The organism is Fischerella major NIES-592 (assembly GCF_001904645.1).
Taxonomy (GTDB): Bacteria; Cyanobacteriota; Cyanobacteriia; order Cyanobacteriales; family Nostocaceae; genus Fischerella; species Fischerella thermalis.
The window spans coordinates 74,227-88,797 of record NZ_MRCA01000017.1 but is presented as its reverse complement, the minus strand read 5'-3'; the positions used below and the strand labels follow the sequence as shown (position 1 = coordinate 88,797).

Genomic DNA, 14,571 nt, shown 5'->3' with positions numbered 1-14,571 from the left:
AATTCACGCCTGATGTGAATTGAATATGGAGACGCAATATTCTTGGCGCCTGGTAAAAAACGTTTTTTTAGAAATCGACCACCGATACACACCGATAAACACAGATAACACAGATGGATCTTTCATGGGTGGTTGGGTGGTCATTGGTTTGTTGAGTATTTCCCATGATCTATTAGCGCCTTTGTTAATTCACATTAGACGTAATTCATAATTTATTATTCATAATTTATCATTCGTAACTTTTGAACATCTTCACAAGTTCCTCATATTCTTTTCCTACTCTGAAAGTAGAGACGATTATTACAAGTCTGGAAACAAAAAGAATTATTAGTTGTAATAGGGGGAGAGGATATGTCTTTAATTCGTTGGCAACCTTTAAGAGAAATTGATACTATACGTCAACAGATCAATCATCTGTTTGATGAATGGATGCATGGTCAAGGACATGAAAGTTTATTTACAAAATTAAATGCAACTTGGACTCCAGCAGTTGAACTGACAGAAACTGACACAGACATTATCCTCAAAGCTGAAGTTCCAGGTATGGAAGCTAAAGATTTAGATGTGGAAGTCAGCACAGATGTAGTTGCAATTGCTGGAGAATATCAACAAGAAAAACAAGAACAAGACAAAAGTTTTATCTGGTCTGAGTTTCGTTATGGACAGTTTCAACGGATAATACCTCTACCAGTTTCTATCAAAAACGAGCAAGTCAAAGCTGAATTTAAAAATGGTGTTTTGACGCTCACCCTTCCCAAAGTCGAAGCAGCTAAACGCAAAGTAGTAAAACTTGATCTCGGCGTACAAGAGGCGGCGCGAGAAGCAATGACAAAAGAGCGTCAGCACCAAGAACACTTACAAGATACTATGCATACTCGTGCTGCTGCTGAAGTTGGCGCTAATTAAAAAAATCTTGAGAGATTCATTAAAAGTTTTTTAAACAACTCCGGAGAAGATTTTATGACTAACACAACAAACAAAAGTGGAATTTGGCAACGAATTATAGAAACTCCTCAAAAAGTTGTTCGTTACATCTACGGTGGAGTTGTAAGAATTTTTACTCCTAGAGATGACAATTATCCAGAAACAGGTGTACAACCATTTGAGGGAGAAATTGATAAGGAAAGACATTAAGGACTTGTTGTTGGTTGTTAGTTGCTGGTTGTTTGGAATAATTAATACAGCCCTTTGCAAAGGGGAGGGAACTGAATTTCCGTTTTCTCCTCAAATATTGGTTAGTTACAGTTTCTTTCCCTTAATGTCTTTTACCTGCTCCTAAATACAGTTCCCCAACTTTAGGATCATTCAATAATTCTCGACCAGGGCCTGTGATAGCATCGCGTCCAGATTCGAGTACACAACCCCGGTGTGCCATTTCTAAGGCTTTGCGAGCGTTTTGTTCTACTAAAACTATAGCTGTACCTCCCCGGTTAATTTCTTGAATTTGTTCAAATACCTGAGTGACTAAAATCGGAGATAGGGCGGCGGAAGGCTCATCTAAAAGCAGTAGACTGGGTTCTAACATCAAGGCTTTGCCCATTGCTAACATCTGACGTTCGCCACCGGAGAGTGTACCAGCGCGTTGACGACGGCGATCGCGTAGCCTGGGAAACATAGCAAATATTTTGTCTTTGAGTGGTTGAAGAGAAACATCACGGACAAAAGCGCCCATTTCTAAATTTTCTTCTACTGTTAAGGAAGGAAAAACATTAGCGATTTGCGGTACGTAACACATCCCTCGCTGTACGATTTGGTTCGATTTTAATCCGGTGATGTTTTCTCCTTTAAAAGTGATTGTGCCTGTATGGGGTGTCAATAACCCAAAAATGGTTTTTGCTAAAGTTGATTTACCTGCACCGTTAGGGCCAATCACCGTCACTAATTCCCCAGGAGAAACGCAGAAATTTACACCTTGCAGAATATCAACATCTTTAATATATCCAGCGTGGACATTATTAACTTCTAATAAGTAGTTAGTAGTCATTAGTTAGTAGTTAGTGATTAATAATATTTAGTCAATAGTCAAGTCAAAAATAACTATTGGCTCTTGACTCTTGACTATTGACCATGGACTATAATGGGGTTTTTTGCAATTCGGGTCTTTCTTCTGGAATGATCGCACCTTCAACTGGGCAAACTTGGATACATATGCCGCAGTCAATACAGGTAGCGAAATCAATCCAGTACCAATCAGTGCCTTTGACATTTTTGCCTGGGCCATCATGGATACAAGCCACTGGACAGGCGTCTACGCAATCCGCAACACCTTCACAGACATCAGTAACAATTGTATGTGGCATAGTTCCCCTCTTTCGGATCAAAATTGCTGTACTAAGTACAGATGTTTCTAGACTAACAAGCCTAGACTAACAACAACCAAGCTTCAAACTTCAACACTCTCAATACATCTTAGGTGTGACTCCTGTCATTTGACGAAATTGTTGTGTAAAGTGGCTCTGACTGTTGAAGCCGCACTGGAATGCAATCTCTGAAATTAAATTTTTACGCTGTTTTAACAACTTTTTTGCCAGTTCAACTCCCTGCTACACTACATACCGCCAGAGAGTTATCACTATTTACTGCTTAAAGAGACTATAGTATATTTTCAAACTTAGGCAACAGCATATCCCGTGTGTTGCCTGACATTAGGCGGGTAAAATCCTAAGACAATTTTATCTTTGGGAATGCCTGCTGCTACTAGTTCATAGGTCACGCCATCTTCTGTGTCATCCCGTTGCACCCAAATTTTGCCATCAATAATGTCAATATGAACTAAGCAACCGTGAATTCGCTTGACACCATCCCAGCCAAGAGTTACTAGCAAATAGCTGTCATTTTCGGTATCAAAGACTGCTTTACATTTAATATCTGCGTAGGAATAAGGTATTTGTGTGTAGGGTACTAATACCTCCTTGATAATGTGTCGATAATTATCTAAGGTATCCATTGAATAATCCTCTCAGTCTCTGGATTAAAAACGAGTAAATTGAGATTCTCAGTTTCTATTAAAAGTGTACCAATTGGTTCTTCAAACAAAGCTGTAAATACACTGTCACGTACTGCCAAATATAATTTTCTTTCTGGTTCCAGGCGTTGGATAACAGCACGATACATAATGAATCCCCCAATAGCATCTTTGAGGTCTGCCATTTCTGAGGGACTGACAAAACTTTTAATTTCTACAGCTATTTTTTTAGTTCCTTGTTCTGCGGCTAAAAGTTGTTTGGCTCCTAAATCTACATACATATCTTTTTGACCCCACTTTAAATGTAGGGGATCATCTGTAATTATCCAACCTTCTTGAATTAAGGCATTCTTAACAGCATCATGATAAATATCTCTTACAGGCATATCAAGGTCAAAGGTCAAAAGTCAAAAAAATTCTTAGTTTTGAATTTTGAATTATTTTCTCCTCAAACTCCTCACACTCTTCTACTCTCTTCCTAATTTTGAATTATTTTCTCCCCACCTCCCCACCTCCCTCTAGGCTCGCAAACCAAAGTAAGTAAGAACTAATTCCGTCGTACCATTATTGACTATTTCGTGTGTTTCTGTTGCTTCTACAGCGACGCAGGTTCCTGGTAGTAGGGGATATTCTTGATTATTGATACGGATGATCCCTGAACCAGCCTCAACAAAAAATACTTCACACATATCATCGTGTGCGTGTGCTGAGGCTGTTTGTCCGGGGGAAAAACGTGCTTGGGAAAAGTTGGTTAAACCAGGTAATTCACCAAGCCGTAACATCACTTGTTTTTTGATTTCAGGATTATGAGAAACAGGCTCTTGTGGTATTTCCTTCAGGGATACAATTTTCATTCTGGTCTGAGGTCGTTAGATATTTCCACAATACCCCTAGTACCATCAATGCGTACTTTTTGACCATCCTGTAAAATCCAGGTAGCGTTGCGTACATCCATAATTGCTGGGATACCATACTCGCGCGCCAGGATAGCTCCGTGGGAAAGCCTACCACCAGCCTCGGAAATCAATCCTCCTGCTCTGACTAGTAGAGGAGCCCAACCAGAATCTGTATAAGGAACTACTAAAATTATTTCCTTGTCAATCTCTGGAATTGATTGTAAATTTCGCAACACCCTCACCCGTCCTACCGCTTGTCCGGGACTGGCGGCGATACCTTGTAATGTGTGATCCGGAGACAGAGGAGCAATTCGCAGAGGTAAAGCCGGGGGAGTATTGCCGTAAACTAACATTGGCACTGGATTAATTTGAGCATGTTCCACAAGTTGCGATCGCCTCAATTTGATGATCTCAGCTAACTGCTCCACCAAATCTGTGTCAATCCCCTCAATCAAACGCCGAATTTCGGCAAATTCCAGAAAAAAGATATCTCCAGTTTCACTCAACAAACTTGAATTTAACCAAATCTGTTCCAACGCCACAAACGACCACCGCAAATAAGCTAATAACTGAGAATAAACTTCTGTGACTCGCCCTTTCAAATCCACACGCCCTTGGACAAAACCTTTATTTCTTTTTCCTTGGCGTTCTTGGCGTCTTGGCGGTTCATCTCCCTGCATGAACTGCACCAATAACTGCTTTACTACTTGAGGTTCTTCCTTCCAGGTGGGAACAGCAATATCAGTCCCTACTTCACTCAAATAACCATAACGTTGTAGCAATTGGTCAAACTCAGCCAGAATTGCTTGTCCTGACTCAGACTGGGACATCTCCTCAAACACAGTATTTGGTTTGAAGCGTGGGAATTGCTGCTTGGCTTTGGCGGCTAATTCTTGCAGCGATCGCAATGCTGCTACTTCTGGTGTGAGACTGTTATCTAATTTGCTATCTTTGACTTTAAATATCGCTTGACGCATGGCTGCACTCAAGGGAGCCATAATACTGTAGAAGGTGGCATGGTGCAGTAAATCTAAAATATAGTCAATTCTCGCTAACAGTTGCGATGGATCTAGTTCCTCTGGTGATTCTGAAGACAAGCGCGATAAACCAGGGGCAAAATGCTTACGATAATCCCGCTTAAATTCCCTCTCTAACCACAACTCCCGCATTAACAACCGCAGCAATCCAGGCAAATTTTCCCATGTAGAGTTTAAAGGTGGTTTGCTTAACTTTTCTCCCCGCGTTAAAAACTCCAGACTTTCCGGGGGTAATCCCATACGCCGGAATATCTGTCCTAAAAGAGTGGCATTAAAATAAGCATGAGAATAATGCAATGTCGCTGTTTCATTAAAATTTAATCCCACAGCTTTTTCACCCAAGACAAGAGCAAAAATTGCACCCCACACACCACAAGTTAAAGGACGATTAATCGACCAAGTTAAGGGGCGAATTAACCCAGGAATAACTTCGGCGGCGATTTTACGTGTCCAGATTGGCAATAAAGTACTAATTGGGCGAGTTTGCAGTACCCACAGAGTTTGCCCGTCGTAACTCCATTCAATATCTTGGGGGACACCGTGATAACGGTCTTCTAGACGTCGAGCTAAGTATGCTACTTGTTTAATTAATGCTGCTGGTACTCGTCCTTGTCCTTCTAGCTGAATCAGTGCCAAATTTTCTGTATCAACAACAAAAGCGCGGTATTGTTCTGGTGTCACACGTCCAGAGACAACTTGCGCAGCGCTTCCTGGTAAAGCTTCAATCACGACTGCATCCTGTTCTTGTGTCATGGGATCGCGGCTAAACGCTACGCCAGAATACACTGATTGGACTTGTTGCTGAACCAGTACTGCGATCGCTGTATCTGTAACGTTGCGATCGCGTCGGTATTGAACTGCTAGGGGTTCGTTGTAGGAAGCTTGGACTTTAGCGATCGCATTTTCCAAACCTTCTTTGGTGGTAACATTTAAAACTGTTTCGTACTGTCCTGCGCCAGAAGCTTGTTCTGAGTCTTCACCAATCGCCGAAGAGCGCACCACCAAGGGACATAATTCTGATGGTTGCAAGAAGTTAATCAACTTTTGGGGATCTTCATAAGGCATTAGTACCCATCCCTTAGGCACAGGATAACCCCAGCGTTTCATCTGAGATAATTTTGCTGCCTTATTCCCCACAATCGCAGCATCTAATTCATCGTCTAGAGAAAGAATACTTTGATCGCCGCGTAAAAACTGCAACACTGCTTGGGAATCGGGTTTTGCATCTTGATCTGGAAGATTCAAGTCATCAGGTATTTGTTTGTAAATCCAGCCTAGTAAAGCAGCCAACCCAGCAGCAGCCATGATCATAAATAGATCTTCCATATGCAAAATTCCCACAATGATCGGAACCATAATCAGAACTAGGTATTTTGCTAATCGGCGATCGCGCAAAATCGTAAAGCTGACACCTGTCACTAAAAATATAAATCCTGCTGCGAGTGGATCGTGTACTGTAAATCCCCAGACAACATTTGTAGTACCTGCACCTCTACCCATCGAGTATCTGCCCATCACCAGAGCAATTAAAGCTACCAATTCCCAAGCCGAACCATCTGGGAAAAAAGCACGAGCAATCAAGACAGCAGCAATTCCCTTAGCAGCCTCTGATAAGACTGCCAAAATTCCTACAAATGTGCCACCATGGTAAAAAGCAGCCGATACTCCTATGTTGCCAGTACCGACTTCCGCCAATTGCCGCCCTGTCAGAGCTTGTGTAATCCAGGCAATTAAAGGTAATGCACCCAGTAGTGGGCAGACAACGACAATAACTAAGACACCCCAGAGTTCAAGCATTTTGGATTTTGGATTTTAGATTCCTCTTCAAATCTAAAATCTCAAATGTCAAAATTTTAGTATATGTCAGGACTTTTTCTTAATACTTCATGAAGGCAAGGGGCAGTCACGATGAAACTAGTTTCACAAGCTTTGCCATGAAAAACCTCACCCCGTCCTATCGGATACCCCTCTCCTTACCAAGGAGAGGGGTAGGGGGCGAGTGTTACCCAAGCAAGGGATATAACCGATAACTATTCAAGTTGTGAGTCGTACAAGTGTTAGTGTCTTGGTGGTTTGTGACTATTTTTTGAACCACCAAGTCTCCAAGACACCAAGGAAAAATAAGTTGATTTAGCTGAATAAATATATTTTAATTGGCCTAATTTTTGTGCCGCTACTGAAATTAGTTTACTGCATAGGCTGCTTGTAGTGCCCAAATAATCAGACCGGCGATCGCTCCTAAAAGTACTATGGTGGAAATAGTGACTACTTTTGGGGAGTCTGCCCCGTCAAATTTCATGATTCCTCGATTTAAATCGGACATGGCTTTGCAATTCTCCTCGTATTACAGGACTGGTTTTTCCGTCTCGATTGTAATCTTTCCGTTCGCAATTGATATGAGATTCTTAACTAATATTTTGTTTAAGCTTTGTAAATTTAACATCACCAATATTACTTATTTCAAAAGAAATACTAGCGACTTTTATACAAAAATACTTAATATATAGTATAAGTTATAACAATAAATGTAATTGTTGTTTGTTGCTAAAAGATGGTTGTTTCTACCAAGGAATAAACATCAGTACAGTACTATTTCGTTTCTCAGGCATTTACAGGTGAAAGAAACACTAGTAATTATTTTAACTTTGCTATTGGGTTTGTTTGTGGCTATGGAAATAGGGATGCGATCGCTTTTTGGTTTTGGTAATCCCTTAACTTATATTGCGGACGAGCAAATTGGCTATTTACTAGCTCCTAATCAGCGCACCCGTCGTTATGGTCATCGCATTGAAATTAATCAATACTCCATGCGAAGTGAAGCAATCGAACAGACGCCTCCCTCTTCTACGCTGCGGGTGTTGTTGTTAGGAGATTCAATCGCTAACGGTGGTTGGTGGACAGATCAGGATAATACTATTTCTAGTCTGATTCAAGGTTCTTTAAGAGCAACAAATATTAGTAATTACCAAAAAATTGAAGTATTAAATGCTTCAGCTAATTCCTGGGGACCGAGAAATGAATTAGCATATTTAGAGAAATTTGGTAGTTTTAACGCTCAGGTGGTAGTGTTAATAATTAATACCGATGATTTATTTGCTACTGCTCCCACATCTTTACCAGTGGGACGCGATCGCAACTATCCAGATCGCAAACCCCCTTTAGCATTGGTGGAGGTGTTGCGAAATTATATTTTTAAGCCCCAGCCGATACCAGAACTAGAAGCAATACACAAAGAAGGTGGCGATCGCGTTGGTAGAAATTTGGAAGCTATTGGGAAAATTCAAGCGTTAACGCGTCAAAACAATAGCCAGTTTTTACTCGTCATGACTCCCTTATTACGCGAAATCGGTTCACCCGGTTCCCGCGATTATGAGGTTAAAGCACGTCAACGTCTTAGTGAATTTACCAAAACCCAGCAAATAGCATATATAGATTTTCTACCGAAATTCAATACTACCAAAAACCCAAAAACTCTATATCACGACCACATCCATCTCAATCTACAAGGAAATCAAATCGTGAGTGAGGTAATTAAGCAAAAGCTAATTGATATTTTGAAATTTTAAGAATCATGAATTATAAATTATGAATTATGAAGTAGGAGGGGAAAGTTATCAGTTATTAAATCTAATGGCTAATTGTTCACTGTTAACTGTCAACTGTTAACTGATTTGTAAAGGGGTATGCATATTTCCATTAAGCAAGTGTGTCATGAGCGAAAAACTCTAGCAAAATAATAGAACAAGATATAGCAATCATAATTTCAGTTGCTATCAAATCAATACTTGTGTGGTTTGGATGGAGTGAAACTCAAAACTCAACTTGCTCACTTGTAAATATTGCGAGGCGGATAATATGGACTTTAATATACTCCTAAGCCGATATGAAACAGGAGAACGGGATTTTGTCGGTGTGAATCTCCATAAAGTAAACCTTCGTGAAGTAGATTTGAGTGGGGCAAATTTTTGTGGAGCAGATTTGAGTGGAGCAGATCTCAGCCAAGCTAATTTAAGCGGGTGTAATTTTAGTCGAGCAAATCTGACGGATGCAGATTTAACCAGAGCAGATTTGAACGGTGCAAATTTGAGCGAGATTAACTTGATTGGAGCAGACTTAATTAATGCTAACCTTGAGGGAACTAATTTAAGTCGTGCAGATTTGCGAGGTGCAAATTTAATTAGAGCTAACTTAACGAAGGCAAATTTGAGTGAAGCAGAATTGAGTGGTGCGGATTTAAGTGGAGCCAATCTTAATCAAGCAAATCTGATTGAAACAAATTTGAATGAAGCAGAACTCAATGGTGTCAATATAACTGGAGCAACCGTAACTGAAAAAGAAATGAGTGGGGTAATTATGCACACTGGTTTATCCCATAAATGGATAACTTGGGCTGGTGGTTGCTGAGCAATTTAACAAGGTAAAGCAGGGCTTAATTTTTTCTAAGTCCTGCTAAGAAGAATTATGCGATCGCTCCAATGAAAAATGCTTCCAGATACTAATTCGGCAAGCAACTACACAATATACTACTAACTTTCATAGCGATCGCTCTCCAATTTTGGTTCAAAGCTGTGTCATCTTTAGTGTTTATCTCACAGTTTAAACTAAATATCAAGAATAACCATCGCCTTCCAACCATCATTTATTTTTTCTACTTGAAACTGATGTAAAGTTACAGCTTTCACATCTACCAACTGTTGATGGCGTTGAGGGTCAAGTTTTTCTCCTTGGAGTACAGCAGTGAGGTGATATTTACCATCTTTCTCCTCAAAATTAATTTGCTGTGTTCGTAACAGAAGTTGTTCACTGTCTTTGTAATAAATCAGCTCTTGCAGAAAATTAAATAGCAAGAGATCTAATTCATCATTATCCAAGCTGATATTTCGTGTTTCTTTTGGTTGTATCGAATCCAAATTGTCAATCATAGTATTGATTGTGGCATTACCTGCTGCTTTGAAAAGCTTTTGCAAATCTTCTCCCCAAGCACAAAAGGCAGTATCAGCAGTAGCAACATCTTCCAAAAATTCGTAACACATAAAATTCTCAATCTCAATTTTCTCTGTGTTTTGGTGTGGTTGATTCAATATTATTTGTATACACAAAATTTTGTTCACATAATTTTAATCTGTTAATAATTTCTGATTTCATCATCCTTATATTTTTACCAATAAAAACTAATTCTGTTGCTTCTTGGGAAAATAAATCTAATTCCCAACGTCCAGCTACAAAATTAAACAAATAAACGCCTTCTAAAAACCTAACAAATCCTTTGGCGCGGTAAACTTCTGGTTCCAAACTATCAGCAAATTCTTCAAAACACTGGCGATTAAAAATAGCGGATGAACTGTAACTAAATGATTCAAATTCTGGCTGATGAACGTGCTGTGGTGGTGGTTGTACTTTTTCTCGACTAATACCAAATAGCAACTCTGGATCTACTTCACCCCGTACAGTATGTACAATCGCAGCAGTTTCGTTAATTGAATTTAACTTTTCCGCAATGGTTTGCAATTCCATTTCAGAAACTAAATCAACCTTGTTTAAAACAATAGTGTCCGCTGCTTCAATTTGGATTCGAGTTGTGTGACCAACAGAGGGATATTTAATCATGGCATCGGCATCAATAACCGTAATCACTCCATCTAGCCTTACTCTGTGCAAACTTTCTTGAATGTCAAAAACTAAAGCATCCGGTTCTGCGACTCCGGTTGTTTCCACCACAATATAATCGGGGTCAACGTTATCTATGATTTCATTCACAGCGGCTTCAAATTCACCTAGTAGCGAACAGCAAACACAACCACCACCTAAATCCGCCATCTGGACGTTTTTACCTTGAATGATTTTAGTATCGATCGCTATTTCACCAAATTCGTTCATCAAAATGGCAATTTTTTTTGGGAAAGTGTCAAGGATGTGACGCAGGAGTGTGGTTTTACCGCTTCCCAAAGGCCCGGTAATTACTGTTAATGGTGTACGTACTGCCATAAGAATCTAAAATCTAAAATCTAAACTTGCGTTTAAGTTGTACTAACTCATAGAATTCTTGCAAAAAAACTGTTTTATGGTAGAAACGACCACAGATGAACACAGATGTACACCGATAATTTATCTGTGTTCATCTGTGTTTATCTGTGTTCGATTTCCAAAAGATAATATTTGTCATAGTTTAAATTCACATTAGGTTTAATTAGCATTACCCCTTGATATTCCCAATCGGCGTCAACCTGACTACCCGCTTGCTGATTCCAGCTAACTCAGCCGCTTCAATGACATCATCAATATCTTTGTAGGCTCCACCCGCTTCTTCTGCTAATCCTGAATAAGAGGTACTACGGACATAAATACCTCGACTTTCCATCTCTTTTTTGAGTTTTTCGCCACGGTAGATTTTTCGTGCTTTCGCTCGACTCATTGTCCGTCCGCTACCGTGAGCTGTGCTGAAGAAAGTTTGCTCACCACTGGGTACACCCACTAATAAATAAGAGCCAGTTTCCATACTGCCACCAATAATCACTGGTTGACCAATATTTTTGTACCGCTCAGGTACATCTTTCATTCCAGGGGCAAAAGCACGAGTTGCACCTTTACGGTGGACAAGGAGCGATCGCTCTTGGCCATCAATCATATGACGCTCTAGTTTAGCGGTATTGTGGGCGACATCATAAATCATATGCATACCTAAATTTTCGGGCGATCGCCCCAAAATTTCCGAGAAAACTTCCCGAATTCGGTGCAAAATCACTTGACGATTAGCAAACGACATATTAATGCCGCATTTCATCGCTGCAAAATAAGCTTGACCTTCAGGAGAGTTAAAAGGCGCACAAGCTAATTCTCGATCCAAAATTTTGATCCCGTACTTACTTTCCATCACCTTCAGGAAAGTTTGCAGATAATCAGTTGCTACCTGATGACCAAATCCCCGACTTCCACAGTGAAACATCACCACCACTTGATTAGGAATAGTAATTCCCAAACTCCGGGCTAATTCCTGGTCATAAATATTCTCTGGTCGAGCAACTTGAATTTCCAAATAGTGGTTCCCAGACCCCAAAGTACCGATTTGGTTAAAACCCCTATCAATCGCTTTTTCACTGATTTTGCTAGCATCAGCACCCTGAATACACCCATTTTCTTCTACCAATTCCAAGTCTTCTTCCCAACCGTAACCATTACGGATGCACCATTGCGCGCCTTCTTCCACTACTTTCCGAAACTCATTGCGGGAAAGTTTGACAAACCCAGTGCTTCCGACCCCAGCAGGAACCCTTTCGTACAGCCTATCTACTAACTTTTGAATATACGGTTTAACTTGGTCATAAGTTAAATTTGTTACCATCAAGCGCATCCCACAATTGATATCAAAACCAATACCACCAGGAGAAATCACACCCCCTGCTTCTACATCCATCGCCGCCACACCACCAATCGGGAAACCATAACCAAAATGTCCGTCAGGCATACACAAAGCGTACTTAGTTATGCCTGGAAGTGTAGCCACATTAGTAACTTGGTCATAAACAGCGTCATCCAATTCCTGAATTAACTTTTCCGTTCCATAAATCCGCGCCGGAACACGCATTCCCTGTTTGTAAGAAACTGGAATTTCCCAGATAGTGTCAGAAATTCTTTTTAAATTATCTATCATCGCCATATCCAGCACCCCCGCGCTTTGTTCGGTGTTTGCTGTCAGTAAAAAGACTTGCCACAAAATCCCATCAGTTCGTGGCGGGAGTCTCAAAATATGCTAATCATCTTTTATATGTATAGATTTGAGGATAAAGTTTCTGCTTAGTTGAAACCTCTGTCTAGAGAAATGTGTGACATACTGCCATTAGCCAGAATACAAGCGGATGTCTAATCAACAAATTTCAGCCACTTATGTAGCAAGTGCTAATCTAGTTCTAGTTGACAGCAAATCTCCTATTTTTCAAGTATCAAAACTAACTATCAAACTTTTGTAGAACTACAGCCTTATCAGTGTGCATCATCGGTGTGCATCTGTGTTTATCTGTGTTCGTTTTTCCCTAAGATTTTTATGCACTACAACCAATACGAACAACAATACAAACAAGAAGTAATAAATTTCTTTAACAGCAGAACTAGTTACGACAACGATTACACCATTCGTCCCACTCTGCCTTTACTAGAGTTAGTTCACCTACAAAAGGGACAAAAATTATTAGATATAGCAACTGGCACAGGTATCATTGCCATTGCTGCTGCCCAAATTGTTGGCGCAGAGTATCGTCAACAAATAGAAGCAATGGCAACAGAACAAGAGATTTGGTATGAAAATATGACGATTTTCGCAACTGGTCGTAAATGATTAATTGGGTTGACACGATAAATATTGCGCTAAAAAAAATACATATTTTAACATCACAATTGATTTCAAAAAAACAGATAATAAATTGATTTTTAAAATTAGAATTTCCAAGTTTATAGATAAATATTTCATAGTCAAATATTAGAGATAGAGAACTACTGTTGATCGATGTAGGTTATACCTTTAGACATATGAATCTCTGATAGCAGATACATATATTAGGTATTAAGGTTATCGCTCTCCTGATTTTGTAAGCGAAGCTAAAAGGATTTCTGAGAAGTCAAAATTTAATCACAATCGCTGCTAAGAAATTGTAGCTCAGCACTTTTCAGATATCCTTGCAATCACAGCAATTACCATTAATTAATTCCCAGGAGAAACTCATGATTATTTCTGATCTGAATCACATCGAATCTGCTGACTCTAGTCAAATTATTGGTGGTCACTGGAAAGGCTACTACGGAAGAGGCAAATACTACGGGGGCAAAGAATACTACGGATTCAAAGGACACAAATATTACGGCTATTGCAAGCACTAAATACTGATAAATTGCACTAGTTTGTAGTATTCGGATGCGAAGCCTCTGAACCTTCGTTACCAGGTCTAACCTGGTAACGACAATAGCTTACCTGATTTTGTAAGTGAGGTTAACAATCATGTCAAATCATTTTATTGCATCTGAGCCATTTGTCGATTTACAAAACTCCAATTTACTCACCGATTTGGATCATAGAATTACGGAAGAAATTACAGGAGGACAAGCACCTTTAGCTTTCTACAGATGTGCAAAAGACCGATTTGTAACTGACTATAAAGGCTATAACTGGTATCGAGGGACTAGAGCATGTGATGTAATTGGTCGTAACGAAGCGCCCGAAGAGGTGAAAAAAGCTGCTCAACGTTAATCACCCATTAAGAAAAAATAGATTTCGTTCAGCCAGAATCTGTTAAACTGCGATTAATCGCCGATAACTCTGACAACTTGCACTAGTTTGTAATATCAGGATACGAAGCCTTCAAACCCTCGTTATCAGGTTGAACTTGGTAACGAGAATGATTTAGTATAATTATATAATTAATTTTTATTTTTATAAGCAAAATTATTGGATAATTGAATTAGTGTCAGCCCTATTAAAATCTTGCTAGAGGATTCAAGATGAGTATTTTACGTCAAATGGCGTTGAGTGCTTTTTTTGCTCTTTTCTTAGCAGCTATTCTTGGTGTTGTTAAGAATCAACCTTCTTTAACGGCTTCGGCGGGTATAGCTGCTGGTGTGTGTGGACGTGCTCTTTCTGCAATTAAATAATTTAAAAAACCGGGTTTTTCAAAAAAACCCGGTTCAT

Annotated in this window: 20 protein-coding genes; 9 read left to right on the top strand and 11 right to left on the bottom strand. The window is 39.7% G+C overall.

Annotation, left to right across the window (positions count from 1 at the left end):
- The first annotated feature begins 25 nt into the window (after positions 1-25).
- The 3 genes from NIES592_RS21455 (at position 26) to NIES592_RS25440 (ending at position 1,134) form a co-directional block, all read left to right on the top strand.
- Positions 26-211, top strand: a complete 186-nt coding sequence (locus tag NIES592_RS21455; protein ID WP_062247098.1) for a hypothetical protein — start codon at positions 26-28, stop codon at positions 209-211.
- Positions 212-351: 140 nt separating this feature from the next.
- Positions 352-906 (top strand): Hsp20/alpha crystallin family protein, encoded by a 555-nt coding sequence (locus NIES592_RS21450; protein ID WP_062247099.1) that lies wholly within the window; start codon positions 352-354, stop codon positions 904-906.
- A 54-nt stretch (positions 907-960) separates the two neighbouring features.
- Complete coding sequence (locus tag NIES592_RS25440; RefSeq protein WP_178379602.1) at positions 961-1,134, top strand: hypothetical protein; 174 nt, start codon at positions 961-963, stop codon at positions 1,132-1,134.
- Between the two features lie 121 nt (positions 1,135-1,255).
- On the opposite strand, the gene NIES592_RS21445 is transcribed toward NIES592_RS25440, so the two are convergent.
- The 8 genes from NIES592_RS21445 to NIES592_RS25435 form a co-directional block, all read right to left on the bottom strand.
- Positions 1,256-1,984 carry an ABC transporter ATP-binding protein gene (locus NIES592_RS21445; RefSeq protein WP_062247100.1) on the bottom strand — a complete coding sequence of 243 codons (729 nt, stop codon included), beginning with the start codon at positions 1,982-1,984 and terminating at the stop codon, positions 1,256-1,258.
- Positions 1,985-2,072: 88 nt separating this feature from the next.
- Positions 2,073-2,300, bottom strand: coding sequence for an indolepyruvate ferredoxin oxidoreductase subunit alpha (locus NIES592_RS21440; RefSeq protein WP_062247101.1), 228 nt, complete (start codon positions 2,298-2,300; stop codon positions 2,073-2,075).
- Positions 2,301-2,399: 99 nt separating this feature from the next.
- Entirely contained in the window at positions 2,400-2,531 is a 132-nt protein-coding gene (locus NIES592_RS26045; RefSeq protein ID WP_256678196.1) for a helix-turn-helix domain-containing protein, read from the bottom strand.
- An 80-nt stretch (positions 2,532-2,611) separates the two neighbouring features.
- Entirely contained in the window at positions 2,612-2,947 is a 336-nt protein-coding gene (locus NIES592_RS21430; RefSeq protein ID WP_073556831.1) for a XisI protein, read from the bottom strand.
- The gene (locus NIES592_RS21425; RefSeq protein WP_073556830.1) at positions 2,935-3,351 is read right to left on the bottom strand and encodes an element excision factor XisH family protein; all 417 of its coding nucleotides are present in this window, start codon (positions 3,349-3,351) and stop codon (positions 2,935-2,937) included. The genes NIES592_RS21430 and NIES592_RS21425 overlap by 13 nt, the downstream gene beginning before the upstream one ends.
- 132 nt (positions 3,352-3,483) lie before the next feature.
- On the bottom strand, positions 3,484-3,819 hold the full coding sequence (locus tag NIES592_RS21420; protein WP_073556829.1) for a cupin domain-containing protein: 336 nt from the start codon (positions 3,817-3,819) through the stop codon (positions 3,484-3,486).
- Positions 3,816-6,695: a glycerol-3-phosphate acyltransferase gene (locus NIES592_RS21415; RefSeq protein ID WP_073556828.1), complete on the bottom strand. Its 2,880-nt coding sequence runs from the start codon at positions 6,693-6,695 to the stop codon at positions 3,816-3,818. The genes NIES592_RS21420 and NIES592_RS21415 overlap by 4 nt, the downstream gene beginning before the upstream one ends.
- A 385-nt stretch (positions 6,696-7,080) precedes the next feature.
- Positions 7,081-7,221, bottom strand: coding sequence for a hypothetical protein (locus tag NIES592_RS25435; RefSeq protein ID WP_009455082.1), 141 nt, complete (start codon positions 7,219-7,221; stop codon positions 7,081-7,083).
- 292 nt (positions 7,222-7,513) lie between these two features.
- On the opposite strand from NIES592_RS25435, the gene NIES592_RS21410 reads away from it, so the two are divergent.
- Positions 7,514-8,464 carry an SGNH/GDSL hydrolase family protein gene (locus NIES592_RS21410; protein WP_073556827.1) on the top strand — a complete coding sequence of 317 codons (951 nt, stop codon included), beginning with the start codon at positions 7,514-7,516 and terminating at the stop codon, positions 8,462-8,464.
- Between the two features lie 289 nt (positions 8,465-8,753).
- Entirely contained in the window at positions 8,754-9,302 is a 549-nt protein-coding gene (locus NIES592_RS21405) for a pentapeptide repeat-containing protein (RefSeq protein WP_062247104.1), read from the top strand.
- Between the two features lie 197 nt (positions 9,303-9,499).
- On the opposite strand, the gene NIES592_RS21400 is transcribed toward NIES592_RS21405, so the two are convergent.
- From NIES592_RS21400 to NIES592_RS21390, 3 genes are all read right to left on the bottom strand, one after another.
- Positions 9,500-9,931 carry an archease gene (locus tag NIES592_RS21400; protein ID WP_062247108.1) on the bottom strand — a complete coding sequence of 144 codons (432 nt, stop codon included), beginning with the start codon at positions 9,929-9,931 and terminating at the stop codon, positions 9,500-9,502.
- A 13-nt stretch (positions 9,932-9,944) separates the two neighbouring features.
- Positions 9,945-10,883 carry a CobW family GTP-binding protein gene (locus NIES592_RS21395; protein ID WP_073556826.1) on the bottom strand — a complete coding sequence of 313 codons (939 nt, stop codon included), beginning with the start codon at positions 10,881-10,883 and terminating at the stop codon, positions 9,945-9,947.
- Between the two features lie 208 nt (positions 10,884-11,091).
- Positions 11,092-12,552 carry an RtcB family protein gene (locus NIES592_RS21390; RefSeq protein ID WP_073556834.1) on the bottom strand — a complete coding sequence of 487 codons (1,461 nt, stop codon included), beginning with the start codon at positions 12,550-12,552 and terminating at the stop codon, positions 11,092-11,094.
- Positions 12,553-12,936: 384 nt separating this feature from the next.
- Here NIES592_RS21390 and NIES592_RS21385 point away from each other — a divergent pair, with 384 nt between their 5' ends.
- The 4 genes from NIES592_RS21385 (at position 12,937) to NIES592_RS25425 (ending at position 14,534) form a co-directional block, all read left to right on the top strand.
- Positions 12,937-13,227, top strand: a complete 291-nt coding sequence (locus NIES592_RS21385) for a hypothetical protein (RefSeq protein WP_084552370.1) — start codon at positions 12,937-12,939, stop codon at positions 13,225-13,227.
- A gap of 383 nt (positions 13,228-13,610) precedes the next feature.
- The gene (locus tag NIES592_RS25430; RefSeq protein WP_178379601.1) at positions 13,611-13,766 is read left to right on the top strand and encodes a hypothetical protein; all 156 of its coding nucleotides are present in this window, start codon (positions 13,611-13,613) and stop codon (positions 13,764-13,766) included.
- Between the two features lie 118 nt (positions 13,767-13,884).
- Entirely contained in the window at positions 13,885-14,133 is a 249-nt protein-coding gene (locus NIES592_RS21380) for a hypothetical protein (protein WP_009455062.1), read from the top strand.
- Positions 14,134-14,384: 251 nt separating this feature from the next.
- Positions 14,385-14,534 (top strand): hypothetical protein, encoded by a 150-nt coding sequence (locus NIES592_RS25425; protein ID WP_009455060.1) that lies wholly within the window; start codon positions 14,385-14,387, stop codon positions 14,532-14,534.
- The last annotated feature ends 37 nt before the right edge of the window (positions 14,535-14,571 follow it).

Coding starts and splice junctions, on each gene's coding strand:
- NIES592_RS21455 (WP_062247098.1), top strand. CDS start 26: ATGGAGACGCAATATTCTTGGCGCCTGGTAAAAAACGTTTTTTTAGAA.
- NIES592_RS25430 (WP_178379601.1), top strand. CDS start 13,611: ATGATTATTTCTGATCTGAATCACATCGAATCTGCTGACTCTAGTCAA.
- NIES592_RS21400 (WP_062247108.1), bottom strand. CDS start 9,931: ATGTGTTACGAATTTTTGGAAGATGTTGCTACTGCTGATACTGCCTTT.
- NIES592_RS25435 (WP_009455082.1), bottom strand. CDS start 7,221: ATGTCCGATTTAAATCGAGGAATCATGAAATTTGACGGGGCAGACTCC.
- NIES592_RS25440 (WP_178379602.1), top strand. CDS start 961: ATGACTAACACAACAAACAAAAGTGGAATTTGGCAACGAATTATAGAA.
- NIES592_RS21430 (WP_073556831.1), bottom strand. CDS start 2,947: ATGGATACCTTAGATAATTATCGACACATTATCAAGGAGGTATTAGTA.
- NIES592_RS21420 (WP_073556829.1), bottom strand. CDS start 3,819: ATGAAAATTGTATCCCTGAAGGAAATACCACAAGAGCCTGTTTCTCAT.
- NIES592_RS21415 (WP_073556828.1), bottom strand. CDS start 6,695: ATGCTTGAACTCTGGGGTGTCTTAGTTATTGTCGTTGTCTGCCCACTA.
- NIES592_RS21405 (WP_062247104.1), top strand. CDS start 8,754: ATGGACTTTAATATACTCCTAAGCCGATATGAAACAGGAGAACGGGAT.
- NIES592_RS21425 (WP_073556830.1), bottom strand. CDS start 3,351: ATGCCTGTAAGAGATATTTATCATGATGCTGTTAAGAATGCCTTAATT.
- NIES592_RS21450 (WP_062247099.1), top strand. CDS start 352: ATGTCTTTAATTCGTTGGCAACCTTTAAGAGAAATTGATACTATACGT.
- NIES592_RS21440 (WP_062247101.1), bottom strand. CDS start 2,300: ATGCCACATACAATTGTTACTGATGTCTGTGAAGGTGTTGCGGATTGC.
- NIES592_RS25425 (WP_009455060.1), top strand. CDS start 14,385: ATGAGTATTTTACGTCAAATGGCGTTGAGTGCTTTTTTTGCTCTTTTC.
- NIES592_RS21395 (WP_073556826.1), bottom strand. CDS start 10,883: ATGGCAGTACGTACACCATTAACAGTAATTACCGGGCCTTTGGGAAGC.
- NIES592_RS21385 (WP_084552370.1), top strand. CDS start 12,937: ATGCACTACAACCAATACGAACAACAATACAAACAAGAAGTAATAAAT.
- NIES592_RS21390 (WP_073556834.1), bottom strand. CDS start 12,552: ATGGCGATGATAGATAATTTAAAAAGAATTTCTGACACTATCTGGGAA.
- NIES592_RS21380 (WP_009455062.1), top strand. CDS start 13,885: ATGTCAAATCATTTTATTGCATCTGAGCCATTTGTCGATTTACAAAAC.
- NIES592_RS21445 (WP_062247100.1), bottom strand. CDS start 1,984: ATGACTACTAACTACTTATTAGAAGTTAATAATGTCCACGCTGGATAT.